The sequence below is a fragment of the Streptomyces sp. NPDC060209 genome, from assembly GCF_042728155.1.
In the GTDB taxonomy this organism is placed as follows: domain Bacteria; phylum Actinomycetota; class Actinomycetes; order Streptomycetales; family Streptomycetaceae; genus Streptomyces.
Map to the genome: position 1 here is coordinate 1 of NZ_JBHWZS010000013.1, position 12,016 is coordinate 12,016.

At 71.3% G+C, this 12,016-nt stretch carries 11 protein-coding genes; 6 read left to right on the forward strand and 5 right to left on the reverse strand.

The features are described 5' to 3' along the window. Positions 1-2: 2 nt before the first annotated feature. The 3 genes from ACFWFI_RS04590 to ACFWFI_RS04600 all read right to left on the reverse strand — a co-directional run bounded on the left by ACFWFI_RS04590 (position 3) and on the right by ACFWFI_RS04600 (position 4,239). The gene (locus ACFWFI_RS04590) at positions 3-1,685 is read right to left on the reverse strand and encodes a thiamine pyrophosphate-binding protein (RefSeq protein WP_387385403.1); all 1,683 of its coding nucleotides are present in this window, start codon (positions 1,683-1,685) and stop codon (positions 3-5) included. Continuing rightward, positions 1,682-2,650, reverse strand: a complete 969-nt coding sequence (speB, locus tag ACFWFI_RS04595) for an agmatinase (RefSeq protein WP_387385405.1) — start codon at positions 2,648-2,650, stop codon at positions 1,682-1,684. The genes ACFWFI_RS04590 and speB overlap by 4 nt, the downstream gene beginning before the upstream one ends. A 128-nt stretch (positions 2,651-2,778) precedes the next feature. Then, a complete protein-coding gene (locus ACFWFI_RS04600; RefSeq protein ID WP_387385408.1) occupies positions 2,779-4,239 on the reverse strand; it encodes a sodium:solute symporter family protein in 1,461 nt (486 codons plus the stop codon). A 120-nt stretch (positions 4,240-4,359) separates the two neighbouring features. Here ACFWFI_RS04600 and ACFWFI_RS04605 point away from each other — a divergent pair, with 120 nt between their 5' ends. Further along, on the forward strand, positions 4,360-5,853 hold the full coding sequence (locus tag ACFWFI_RS04605; RefSeq protein ID WP_387385411.1) for a PucR family transcriptional regulator ligand-binding domain-containing protein: 1,494 nt from the start codon (positions 4,360-4,362) through the stop codon (positions 5,851-5,853). 76 nt (positions 5,854-5,929) lie between these two features. On the opposite strand, the gene ACFWFI_RS04610 is transcribed toward ACFWFI_RS04605, so the two are convergent. Then, positions 5,930-6,490, reverse strand: coding sequence for a hypothetical protein (locus ACFWFI_RS04610; protein ID WP_387385414.1), 561 nt, complete (start codon positions 6,488-6,490; stop codon positions 5,930-5,932). Between the two features lie 172 nt (positions 6,491-6,662). Here ACFWFI_RS04610 and ACFWFI_RS04615 point away from each other — a divergent pair, with 172 nt between their 5' ends. Continuing rightward, positions 6,663-7,298 carry a TetR/AcrR family transcriptional regulator gene (locus tag ACFWFI_RS04615; protein WP_387385416.1) on the forward strand — a complete coding sequence of 212 codons (636 nt, stop codon included), beginning with the start codon at positions 6,663-6,665 and terminating at the stop codon, positions 7,296-7,298. 81 nt (positions 7,299-7,379) lie between these two features. Here ACFWFI_RS04615 and ACFWFI_RS04620 read toward each other — a convergent pair whose 3' ends face one another. After that, positions 7,380-7,589 (reverse strand): hypothetical protein, encoded by a 210-nt coding sequence (locus ACFWFI_RS04620; protein ID WP_387385419.1) that lies wholly within the window; start codon positions 7,587-7,589, stop codon positions 7,380-7,382. Positions 7,590-7,841: 252 nt separating this feature from the next. Here ACFWFI_RS04620 and ACFWFI_RS04625 point away from each other — a divergent pair, with 252 nt between their 5' ends. From ACFWFI_RS04625 to ACFWFI_RS04640, 4 genes are read left to right on the forward strand one after another with little or no spacing between them, the layout of a single operon-like run. Next, entirely contained in the window at positions 7,842-9,134 is a 1,293-nt protein-coding gene (locus ACFWFI_RS04625) for an ABC transporter substrate-binding protein (protein ID WP_387385421.1), read from the forward strand. A 31-nt stretch (positions 9,135-9,165) separates the two neighbouring features. Beyond that, entirely contained in the window at positions 9,166-10,107 is a 942-nt protein-coding gene (locus ACFWFI_RS04630) for a carbohydrate ABC transporter permease (protein WP_387385424.1), read from the forward strand. 13 nt (positions 10,108-10,120) lie between these two features. Continuing rightward, positions 10,121-10,948 (forward strand): carbohydrate ABC transporter permease, encoded by an 828-nt coding sequence (locus ACFWFI_RS04635; RefSeq protein ID WP_387385426.1) that lies wholly within the window; start codon positions 10,121-10,123, stop codon positions 10,946-10,948. After that, entirely contained in the window at positions 10,945-11,997 is a 1,053-nt protein-coding gene (locus ACFWFI_RS04640) for a LacI family DNA-binding transcriptional regulator (protein WP_387385428.1), read from the forward strand. Before ACFWFI_RS04635 ends, ACFWFI_RS04640 begins: the two co-directional genes overlap by 4 nt. The last annotated feature ends 19 nt before the right edge of the window (positions 11,998-12,016 follow it).

Consider the following 12,016-nt stretch of genomic DNA (forward strand, 5'->3'; position numbering starts at 1 on the left):
GCTCAGAGGTGCGTCGGCTCGAACATCTTCAGCAGTGCGGGGAGCACCACCACCGACGGACCGGGGGCCGCGAGGGCCTTGCCGAGGTCGGCGGCCAGGGATCCCGGGGTCGTACGGACCGCGGGGACGCCGAAGGACTCGGCGAGGGCGACGAAGTCCGGGCGGGAGAGCTCGGTCGCCGTGGCCTCGCCGAAGGCACCCGTCATGTACTCCCGCAGGATGCCGTAGCCGCCGTCGTCGACGATCAGCCAGGTGACGGGCAGGTCGTACTGCCGGGCGGTGGCGAGCTCGGCGATCGAGTACATCGCGCCGCCGTCGCCGGAGACCGCGAGCACCGGCTTCGTACGGTCGGCCGCCGCTGCGCCGATCGCGGCCGGGAAGCCGTAGCCGAGACCGCCCGCGCCCTGCGCCGAGTGCATCGTGTTGGGGTGGCGGGCGTCGAAGGCGGACCAGGCCCAGTAGGCCAGGATCGTCATGTCCCAGAAGCTGGGCGAGGTGTCGGGCAGCGCCTCGCGGACCGAGGCCAGCACCTGCTGCTCCAGGGTGAGGTCCTGGGCCGCGATCCGGTCGTGGACCTTCCCCAGCACCGTACGGACGCGGTCCGCAGCGCCCTCGTCCTCGCGGGTCTCCACGGCGTCCAGGAGGTCGTCGAGGGCCTCGCGGGCGTCGGAGTGGATGCCGAGCGCGGGGTGGTTGGACTCCAGCTTCCCGGCGTCGGCCTCGATCTGGATGACCCGGCCGCGCGGGGCGAACGTGTGGTAGTTCGAGGAGAGCTCACCGAGTCCGGAGCCGACGACCAGCAGTACGTCCGCGGACTCCAGGAAGTCCGTGGTGTAGCGGTCCTCGAGCCAGGACTGGAGCGACAGCGGGTGTTCCCAGGGGAAGGCGCCCTTGCCGCCGAAGGTGGTGACGACCGGGGCGCTGATCTTCTCCGCGAGCGCGCGCAGCTTGCCGGCCGCGTCGGAGCGTACGACTCCGCCGCCCGCGATGATCGCCGGACGCTCGGCGTTCGACAGGAGGTGGGCGGCCGCGAGGGTCAGCTCGGGGCGCGGGTACAGCTCACGCGGGGTGGCGTCGAGGGCGCTGACGACGGGCAGGACCGTCTCGGCGAGCAGCACGTCCTGCGGGATCTCCACCCAGACCGGGCCGTGCGGGGCGGTCAGCGCGGACTCCCAGGCGGCGGCGATCGCGGACGGGACCTGTGAAGCCGTGCGCACGGTGTGCACGGACTTCACGACGCCCCGGAAGGACGCCTGCTGGTCGCGGAGCTCGTGCAGATAGCCGTGGCGTCCGCCGCCGAGCCCGGCGGTGGGGATCTGGCTGGAGATCGCCAGCACGGGTGCCGATGCGGCCGCCGCCTCCTGGAGCGCGGCCAGGGAGGTCAGGGCGCCCGGACCGGTGGAGAGGAGCAGGGGCGCCACCTCACCGGTGATCCGGCCGTAGGCGTCCGCGGCGAAGCCCGCGTTGTTCTCGACGCGCAGTCCGACGTACGAGAGCGAGGAGCGGCGCAGCGCGTCGAACATGCCGAGCGCGTGCTGGCCGGGCAGCCCGAAGACGGTGGTGGCGCCGAGGCCCTGAAGGGTCTCGACGACCAGGTCGCCGCCGTTGCGGCCGGGCGGCGGGTTCAGCGCCGCCTCGGCCTGTGCGGCGGTGAGCTGCGGCCGGTCGTCGTGGTCGTGGCTCACTTGGTGCGGCCCTCCGCGATCTGGCGGGACATGATCGTCGTCAGCTCGTACGCCGTGTGCGAGGCGGCGACGGACGTGATCTCCGCGTGGTCGTACGCCGGGGCGACCTCGACGAGGTCTGCCGAGACGAGGTGGCAGGAGGAGAGCCCGCGCACGATCTCCAGGAGCTCTCGCGAGGTGAGGCCGCCGGCCTCGGGGGTCCCGGTGCCGGGGGCGTGCGCCGGGTCGAGCACGTCGATGTCGATGGAGATGTAGAGCGGCCGGTCGCCGATGCGCTGGCGCAGCTGGTCGGTGATCTCGTCGACGCCGCGCCGCATCACGTCGGCGGAGGTGACGATGCCGAAGCCCATCTTGGCGTCGTCGGTGAGGTCCTGCTTGCCGTAGAGCGGGCCGCGGGTGCCGACGTGGGACAGCGCCTCCGTGTCGAGGATGCCCTCCTCGACGGCGCGGCGGAACGGGGTGCCGTGGGTGTATTCGGCGCCGAAGTAGGTGTCCCAGGTGTCCAGGTGGGCGTCGAAGTGGAGCAGGGCGACGGGGCCGTGCTTCTTGGCGACGGAACGCAGCAGGGGCAGCGCGATCGTGTGGTCGCCGCCGAGCGTCATGAGCCGGGCGCCGGTGCCGAGCAGGTCGTCGGCGGCGGCCTCGATGGTCTCGACGGCCTGGTTGATGTCGAAGGGGTTCGCCGCGATGTCACCCGCGTCGGCGACCTGGGCGAGGGCGAAGGGAGAGGCGTCCTGCGCCGGGTTGTAGGGGCGCAGGAGGCGTGAGGCCTCCCGGATCGCGTTGCCGCCGAAGCGGGCGCCGGGGCGGTAGGAGACACCGGTGTCGAAAGGCACGCCGACGACGGCGACGTCGGCGGTGCCGACCTCGTCGAGCCGCGGCAGCCGGGCGAACGTCGCGGGTCCGGCGTACCGCGGGACGCGGGAGGAGTCGACGGGGCCGCGCGGCGTTTCGTTGCTGCTCATGGGTGCGGGTGCCTTTCGTTCAGCCATGCACGCCTTGTGGGCGTTCATACGGTATTCAGTCTGTCAGGGGCCGAATCGTGGTCCGGACGGCGGTCGGACCACGATTCGGCGGGGTCGGGCCCGGACGGTCAGACGGTGACCGGGTCCGGGGTGGCCGGATCGTCGGCGCCCCGTCCGGCGAGCCTCTCGCGCCAGGCCGTCAGTACGGCCGCGTCGGTCGGCTTCGTCGCCAGCGAGACGATGACGTACACCGCGAGCGAGGCGATCAGTCCGTAGTAGACCGGCTCGTTGGCGAGGATTCCGTAGCCCGCCATCAGCCCGATCACCGACGCACCGCCGACTGCCACGGCGGCCAGCGCGCCCGGCGCCGTGCCCCGGCGCCAGAGCAGACCGCCGAGGATCGGCACCAGCAGCCCGCCGACCAGCAGGTTGTAGGCGACGGTCAGTGCCTCGACGACGTTGTTGAGCGCGATGGCGATCACGATGACGGCGACGCCCATGATGAGGATGAAGGCCCGGTTGCCCTTCACCTCGTCCCGCTCCTCGCCGTCCTTGGAGACCACGCCCCGCAGCCGCGACCAGATGTCGTTGTTGGCCACGGTCGCGCAGGCGATCAGCGCACCGGAGGAGGTGGACATCACCGCGGCGAGCGCCGCGGCCAGCACCAGTCCTCGTACACCGACCGGCAGTTCGTCCTTCACGATCGTCGCGAACGCCGCGTCGGCGCTGGGCAGCTTCGGGTACATCACCTTGGCGGCGGTGCCGATGACGGCACCGGCGAGCGCGTACACCAGGCAGTACGTGCCGGCGACGGTGCCGCCCCAGCGTGCCGTGCGGTCGCTGCGGGCGGTGAACACGCGCTGCCAGATGTCCTGGCCGATCAGCATGCCGAAGGTGTAGATCAGGACGTACGTGAAGATCGTCTCGCCGCCGATGCCCAGCGGGTCGAAGTACTCCGTGGGCAGCTTCGCCTTCATCTCGCTGAAGCCGCCGGCCTTGACGACGGCGATCGGCAGGAGGAGGAGAAGGACACCGATCGTCTTCACGACGAACTGCACCATGTCGGTGATCGTGATCGACCACATGCCGCCGAGTGTCGAGTACGCGACGACGATGGTGCCGCCCAGGATGATCGCGACGGTCCGGTCCACGTCGAACAGGACGTCGAAGATGGTGGCGTAGGCGATGGTCGAGGTGACCGCGAGCATCAGTGTGTACGCCCACATGACGACACCGGAGATGACTCCGGCCCGGCCGCCGTAGCGCAGGTCGAGCATCTCGGAGACGGTGTAGACCTTCAGCCGGGCGATGCGGGCCGAGAAGAAGACGGACAGGGCGAGCAGCCCGAGGCCGATGGTGAAGACCATCCAGGCGCCGGAGAGCCCGTACTGGTAGCCGAGGCCCACGCCGCCGATCGTCGAGGCACCGCCGAGGACGATCGCGGCCATGGTGCCGGAGTACATCCAGGGGCCGAGCCGCCGCCCGGCGACCAGGAACTCGCTCTTGGACTTGGCGCGGCGCATGCCCCACCAGCCCATGGCGAGCATGCCGGCCAGATAGACGACGATCACCGCGTAGTCGACAGCCATGGGCTTCCTCCGTCTCGTTTCCACTCAGGGGGTGTGGTGATGAAGACGGTAGGTGGCCGGAAGCCGACGCTGAAGTGTACGTTTCCTCCATCCTCAACCCACGAAGTGGATGGACCATCCATGCCGGACTCCCCCGCCGGGCCTCCCGCCCCTCCCATCCCCCTGGCCGAACTGCTGGGCCGTGAGGAGCTCGGGCTGCGCCGGATCGCGGGCCCGGAGCACGCGGACCTCCTCTGGGTGCACACCTCGGAGATGGCCGACCCGTATCCGTATCTGCTCGGCGGTGAGCTGCTGCTGACCGCCGGGGTCCAGCTCGCGGACGCGGACACCTATGTCGCCCGGCTCGTCCAGGCGGGGGCGGCCGCGCTCGGCTTCGGGGTGGCTCCGGTGCACGACACGGTGCCGGCGGCCCTGGTGGAGGCGTGCGACCGCCACGGGCTGCCCCTGCTGGAGGTGCCTCCCGAGACCCGCTTCACGGCGGTCGCCCGGGCGGTGTGGCGGCTCATGGCCGAGGCACGGCACCGCGAACTGCGCCGGGTGACCCGGGCGCAGCAGGCCCTGGCGACGGCGGCGGCCCGACCCGACCCGGTGCCCGCGGTGCTGCGGCAGCTCGCCGTACAGCTGGAGGGCCGGGTCGCGCTCCTCACGGCGGACGGCGGGGTGCTGCACGCGGCGGGCGGGCGCTCGGCACCGGATGTACAGACGGCACTGGCCCGGCTGGCCCGGATGGTGACCCCCGCCGTGCCCTCCGGCGGCGCGGGCTCCGCCCCCGGCCGGAAGCCGAGCCCTTCGTCGGCGACCGACACCCGGGGCGGCACCCATCTGTTCGCGTACGCCCTCGGCGGCGGGCAGGGGCTGGCCCTCGCCCTGGCGACACCCAGGCGCGATCTCGGCGACCACACCGTCGCGGGAATCGCCGTCGTGCTGCTCTCGCTGCTGACCGCCCCGCACCAGGGCGCCGACGCGGCGGGCCGTTCGGCGGCGCTCGTACGGCTCCTGCTGGGCGCGGCCCCGCAGGACGTGGCCCCGCTGCTGAGCGACGGCGACGACTGGACGGTGGTGCACGCCCGCCGCGCCGACGGCGCCCCGGCGGACCCGCTGAACGCCGGGGCCCTCGGCGCGGCACTGGGCTCCGCACTGTCGGACGTGGACCGCGAGACGGTACGGGTCCTGATCCCCGGCCGCCACGAGGCGGTGGGCCCGCAGCCCGGCTGGACCCTCGGCGTCTCCGGACCCGCCCCGGTCACCGCCCTGCCCGACGCCGACACCCAGGCATCCCGCGCCCTGGGCCACGCCGAGGCGACCCGCACCCCGCTGACCGCACACCGCCCCGGCATCGGAGGCCTGGCCGGCCTGATCCCGGCCGACCGCGCCGAGGCCCACGCCCGCGCCCTGCTGGCCCCGCTCACCGAACCGCTGGCCGATACCCTGCGCTGCTGGCTGAGCCTCCACGGCAGCTGGGACCGCACGGCGGTGGCACTCAAGGTCCACCGCAACACGGTCCGCCAGCGCATCGCCCGCTGCGCGACGCTGCTGGACATGGACCTGGACGACATGGACGTGCGGACGGAGCTGTGGTTCGCGCTGCGGGACCGCAGGCCCTCACCGAGGTGACAGGGCGTATCCGCCCGGCAGTTGCACCAGCACCGACGCGCCCCGGTTTCCAGGACGGAGCGCGTGAGCGGTGGGGTCATGCCCCGCGGCGGGCGCGGTTCAGCCGGAGTGCCGAGACGAGGAAGAACACGCCTCCGAGGAAGGCGTAGCCGGCGAGGTTCACCAGCGTGGGGTCGTCGCTGCCGGCCTGCGTGAAGAAGGACGTGCCCGCGAGAACGGAGATGGCGCCACTGATGATCATCGGCCATTGGCCGCCCAGTTCCCGGCGAACGGCGCCCGCGACGAGCTGGACGAGCCCGGAGGCGACAGCCCAGGCTCCCCAGATCCGGAGGACGTCCGGGATACCGGACGTGACGGCGACCGCCAGGCCGATGACCGCCAGCGAGCTGATCGCGATGTTCACGTAGAGGGCTGGAGCCGTACCGCCGTTCGCCTTGGCGGACCGGACGTCGACGATCGCGGCCGCCACGTCGAACAGGGGGTAGACGACCAGCAGCGTCACGCCGATCGGTCCCAGCGTGCCGGCGGTCGCGAAGAGGAGTCCGGCCCACACGGCGGCGAACGCGAAGCGCACGAAGTACAGCTTTCGCAGGGTCACGGGAACGCTGGGGGACGGAGCGCTGACGAGGGTGTCCACAGGAGTGCCTTTCGGTGGCGGCGTGCGGGATGCGGAACGGTCAGGACATCGCGTGCCGTAGTCCGCTCCCACCCGATGGAGGGAGAACGTTCGGTCTCATTTGATTAAGGCCCTTGCCTCGGACCTTGTCAAGACCGAACGTTCTACCTCCAGGACTTGGTAGCCTGGCAGCATGAGCCGGAGCCCAGAAGGCCGCAGCACGTCCGAAGCGCGGGCGCGGCTGCTCAGCACAGCGACCAGGATTTTCTACGCCGAGGGGATCCACTCCGTCGGCATCGACCGGATCACCGCGGAGGCGCAGGTGACCCGGGCGACGTTGTACCGGCACTTCTCGGGCAAGGAAGAACTCGTCCTCGCGTATCTGGACCAGGCGGACCAGGGAATCCGGGGGCAGATCGCCGCCGCGCAGGCCGGCGACCCGTCGGCCGCCGACAGGGTCCGGGCCACGGCCAGGGCCATCACCGAGGGCATCCGGTCCCCCGGTTTCCGCGGCTGCGCCTTCCTCAACGCGGTAGCCGAATACCCCGATCCCGCCCACCCGATCCACCAGGCCGTCCTGGCCCACCGGCAATGGTTCCTGAACACCGTCACGGACCTGCTGGCACGGACCGGCGACGCCCCCGCCGGCCCGGACGCCCGGCATTTCGTCATGCTCCGGGACGGAGCCATGGCAGCCGGCTGCCTCTTCGACCCCGGGCTGGTCTCCGAAACCTTCCTGCGGGGCGTCGAAGGAATCCTCCACGCGCGCACCGGCTCAACTCCCGTGCCGGACACGACCGTCTCCGACACCACGGGCACCGCACCCTGAGCGCCCGCGTATCCGGCACGCGCAGGTTCGCCGTTCGGGCGCGCGCGTCGTACTGCGGGCAGAGCCCGGAGACTCCACGGTTCAGGCGGCGTACGCCGCGGTGAACCGCTCGGCGGCGTCCCAGAGTTCGCCTTCGCGCGTGGAGTACGCGGTACGCCCGCCGACGGCGGTGTCCGGCTCGGGGAAGGCGCCCGGACGGGCGAGGACGTCCGGGGACTTCCATGCCGGACCGGGCACCATGCCGATGTCGCGCTTGAACCTCCTGCGCGTCACCGGCGGCCGTACCGCCACCGCACGCCCCTGACACCGGTCCCGGCACCGGCACCGGCACCGGCACCGGCACCGGCGAGACGCCGTACGTCATCGCCTGCGGGTACGGAATCCACCGTGACATTCCCGGCCCGCGGCGAGGGCGAAATGTCCGCCTATTCAGCATGCGCAACCAGGGGTTGACCATTTCCTCCCCCGCCCCTAAGTTTCTCGCAACCCGCTGGTACATCGATTAACCACTCTGGTTAACGTCCTGGTTGGAGACATCCCGCTGTGCGCTCACCCCTGAGTCGGCGCGGTTTCCTTGCCGCTGGTTCCGGCCTCGCCGCCGCTACCGCGCTGCCCGCCCTGTCCGGCTGCTCCACGCTCGCCTCGGCCGATTCCGACCCCGGCTCGCTACTCGTCCACACCCAGCTCGGGACCACCGCGCCGGGCTCCCCCACCTACACCGCCGTCGTCAAGGCCTTCGAGAAGGAGAACCCGGGGATCCGGGTCAAGAACCTCGTCAACGGCGACGACCTCCCCCAGGTGTACGAGACCTCCCGGCTGGCCCGTAAGGAGCCGGACGTGGTCATGGTCAACCTGTACGACAAGACGCTCGCCTGGACCGACGTCGGTGCCACCGTCGACGTCAAGGGCTACCTCGACGACTGGGGGCTGCGCGACCGCGTCCTGCCCGCGGCCCTGACCGAGTGGACCGACGACAAGGGCAGGCTCCGTGCCTTCCCCTACTTCGCCACCAACTGGCCCGTCGCCTACAACACCCACCTGCTCGACCGCGCCGGCATCGGCTCCGTCCCCACCACCGGGGACCAGCTCATCGGTGCAGCACGGAAGTTGCGGGCCAAGGGCATCGCACCCGTCACCGTCGGCGGCAACGACTGGACGGGGCAGAAGCTGCTGGCCCAGATCATCCAGACCTTCCTCACTCCCGAGGAGGCCCGGAAGGTCTACACGACCGGCGACTTCAGCGGCAGCCGGGGCGCCCGCGAGGGCATCGACTACTTCGTGACGCTGCGGGACGCCGGTGTCTTCGCCGACAAGGCGCAGGGGCTGACCTCCGACACGATGACCACGCAGTACAACACCGAGGCGGCGGCCATCCAGTCCGCGATGTCCTCCGCACTGGCGAAGGTGCCGGCCAAGGCTGCCGGGCACACCGAGATCGGTGGCTGGCCGCTCGCGCCGGGGGCCGCTCACGAGAGGCCGACAATCCTGCGCTCGTACACCCTCATCGGCTTCTGGATCAGCCCCAACGGCGTCAAGAAGCTGTCCTCCGTCGAGAAGTTCCTCCGCTTCATGTACCGCCCCGACGTGGTGTCGCGCTTCATCACCGAGAGCGGCCGGGACATGGCGCTGGTGACCGACACGGTCAGCAAGGACTTCCCTCTGGTGGCCAAGGCCCAGCAGCTCGGCGACCGGGTCGGCCAGGCGCTCCTGCCCGACCTCTACGTCCCGCCGACCGCCACCCAGCCGCTGATCACCGCGACCAGCACCGCCTTCACCCGGGGAACGAGCGCGGCCTCCGTGCGCTCCGCCCTGGAATCCGCCTACCGCACGGCCTGATCCGCGCGCCCGAGCCTTTGCGAGTCCTCCCATGACGATGCTCTCGTCCGCCCCGGGCGGCGCCTCGGTCCGCGGACCGGTCCCTCCCCCGCCGTCCGCCTCCACCACGAAGCGCCGTACGCAGGGCGGGGTCATCCTCGCCGTGCCCGCGCTGGTCTGGTACCTGGTCTTCATGGTCGGCCCGCTGGTCGCCATCTTCGTCATCGCCGCCCTGCACTGGCCCGGCATGCTCCAGCCGGTCTCCTTCGCCGGCACCGGCAACATCAGTGCGGTCCTGGACGACCCGGTCTTCTGGGACGCGGTGCGCAACACCGCCGTACAGCTCGTCGTGGCCGTACCCCTGATGATCATCGGGGCGTACATGCTCGGGTACTACGTCGCACAGAAGCCACCGGGGCACCGCGTCCTGCGGTATCTGCTCTTCATCCCCGGGCTGATCTCCACCCCCGCCAAGGCGATGGTGTTCTACGCGGTCCTCTCCCCGGACGGCCTCCTCAACGGCGCTCTGGACAAAGTCGGTCTGGGCTCGATGACCGACGCCTGGCTCGCCTCGCCCTCCACCGCGCTCGGCTCCCTCATCCTCCTCGACGTGTGGAGCGGCATCGGGTTCACCGCCGTGCTGTTCGCGGCCCGGCTCGGCAGCGTCCCGGACGAGATCGGTGAGGCCGCGCAGCTCGACGGCGCCGGCCACTGGCGCGCCATGTGGCGCATCCACTTCCCCGTCATCCGCGACTTCGTCGGCGTCGTGACGATGCTTCAGTTCCTCTGGACGCTGTTCGGCTCCGCGCAGAACGTCCTGCTGCTGACCCAGGGCGGCCCGGGAAGCTCGTCGACAACGTTGTCCTTCCTCGTCTACCAGAAGGCGTTCATCGCGGCCGACCTCGGCTACAGCCAGACAGTCGGCGTGGTCCTCTTCCTGGTCGGCCTGGCCGGGCTGCTGACCATCCGTCGAGTCTTCCGCCAGAACTACTGATCGGAGCGGTTCCATGAAATTCGGAAGGTCCTGGCTGCCGGCGCACATCTTCGCCTGGCTTTACATGGTGCTGCTGGTCGTCCCCCTCTACTACCTGCTGGTCTCGGCGTTCAAGACGAACGATCAGATCTTCGGGAGCCCGTTCTCCCTGCCGACCTCGCTCTCCACGGCCAACTTCACCGAGTCGTTCTCCTCCGCGCACCTCGGGCCGGCCGTCCTCAACTCGATGCTCGTCACCGTACTGGCGCTGGTCCTCACCCTGGCGCTCGCGGTACCGGCGGCCTTCGCCATCGCCCGCACCGAGGGACGCCTCGGGGCCCTGGTGGAGCGGGTGTTCTCGCTGGGCTTCCTGGTCCCCACGTTCGCCGCGCTCTTCCCCACCTTCCTGCTCGCCGCCGCCACCGGGCTGTTCCACACCCGCGCGTTCATGGTGCTGTTCCTGCCGGCGACGGCGATGCCGCTGTCCGTCGTGATCCTGGTGCAGTTCATGCGGACCATCCCGCGCGAGATGGAGGAGGCGGCACGGATGGACGGGGCGTCCACCTTCGCCGTCCTTCGGCACGTCTACACACCGATGTGCATGCCGGGGATCGCGACCATCCTGCTGCTGAACTTCCTGACCTTCTGGAACGAGTACCTCTACTCGCTCGTCATCATCGGCCCCGACCCCGACCAGCGGACCGTGCAGGTCGCCCTGCCCACGCTCAAGTCCCTGACCGGTACGGACTACGGCATCCTTACGGCGGGCACGGTGCTGACCCTGGTCCCGGTCTGGGTGGTCTACACCGTGCTCCAGAAGCGGATGCAGCAGGCTCTCGTCAGTGGGGCGGTAAAGATGTGAACAAGCGTCTCGAAGGGCGTACCGCAGTACGCCCCACGATCAAGGCCGTGGCCGCCGCGGCCGGGGTGTCGACCGCGGCGGTCTCCCAGGCCGTCAACGGCACCGGCCGGATCTCGGAGGCCACCCGCCGCCGGGTCCTGGACGCGGCCACGGAGCTCGGCTGGTCCCCCAGCGCCTCCGCGACCGCGCTGCGCCGGGCCCGTACCCGCACGATCGCGCTCGTCGTCCGGCGGCCCACCGATGTGCTCGGCTCCGACCCGCACTTCAGCGAGCTGATCACCGGTCTGGAGGGCGAGCTCGCGCCCCGCGGCTACGGTCTGCTGCTCCACCTGGTCGCCGACATGGCGCAGGAGAACGCGCTGTACGAACGTCTGGTCGCCGAGGGCCGCATAGACGGCGCCGTCCTCACCGACGCCCGCGCCGACGACCCGCGCCCGGACCTGCTGCGCGGCCTCGGGCTGCCAGCCGTCCTGCTGGGCGCCCCCGACCCCGGATCGCCCGTGCCCCGGGTGGGCCTCGGTCAGCAGGGAGCGGGCATACGGGAGGCGGTCGGCCATCTGCTGGAGCTCGGCCACCGGCGCCTCGCCTACGTCGCGGGCCCGGCCGAACTGCTGCACACCCGGCTGCGCCTGGCCGCGTTCGAGGAGGCGCTCGCCGAGGCGGGGCTGAGTCCCGTAGCCGTACGGCACAGCGACTTCACCGAGCAGGCGGCCGTCGACGTCACCGAGGAGCTGCTCTCCCTGCCCGACCGGCCGACCGCTCTCGTGTTCCCCAACGACTCCATGGCCGTCTGCGGCATCGGCACGGCGCAGCGCGCCGGACTCCGGGTGCCGGGCGACCTGTCGGTGGTCGGTTACGACAACCTCTCGCTCGGCCGCTGGGTCCATCCCCGGCTCACCACCGTCGACCAGCAGGTGCAGCGCGTCGGCGCGGCCGCCGCCCGCACCCTGCTCGCCGGCTGCGGCGAGGACGTACCCCCACCCGTGCTGGACGGCCGCCCCCGTCTGGTCGTACGGGAGTCGACCGGCCCCCTGCCGTCCCCGACCTGAACCGCCGCACCACCCCTGC

Coding starts and splice junctions, on each gene's coding strand:
- ACFWFI_RS04605 (WP_387385411.1), top strand. CDS start 4,360: ATGCCGGACTCCCCCGCCGGGCCTCCCGCCCCTCCCATCCCCCTGGCC.
- ACFWFI_RS04600 (WP_387385408.1), bottom strand. CDS start 4,239: ATGGCTGTCGACTACGCGGTGATCGTCGTCTATCTGGCCGGCATGCTC.
- ACFWFI_RS04615 (WP_387385416.1), top strand. CDS start 6,663: ATGAGCCGGAGCCCAGAAGGCCGCAGCACGTCCGAAGCGCGGGCGCGG.
- ACFWFI_RS04630 (WP_387385424.1), top strand. CDS start 9,166: ATGACGATGCTCTCGTCCGCCCCGGGCGGCGCCTCGGTCCGCGGACCG.
- ACFWFI_RS04635 (WP_387385426.1), top strand. CDS start 10,121: ATGAAATTCGGAAGGTCCTGGCTGCCGGCGCACATCTTCGCCTGGCTT.
- speB (WP_387385405.1), bottom strand. CDS start 2,650: ATGAGCAGCAACGAAACGCCGCGCGGCCCCGTCGACTCCTCCCGCGTC.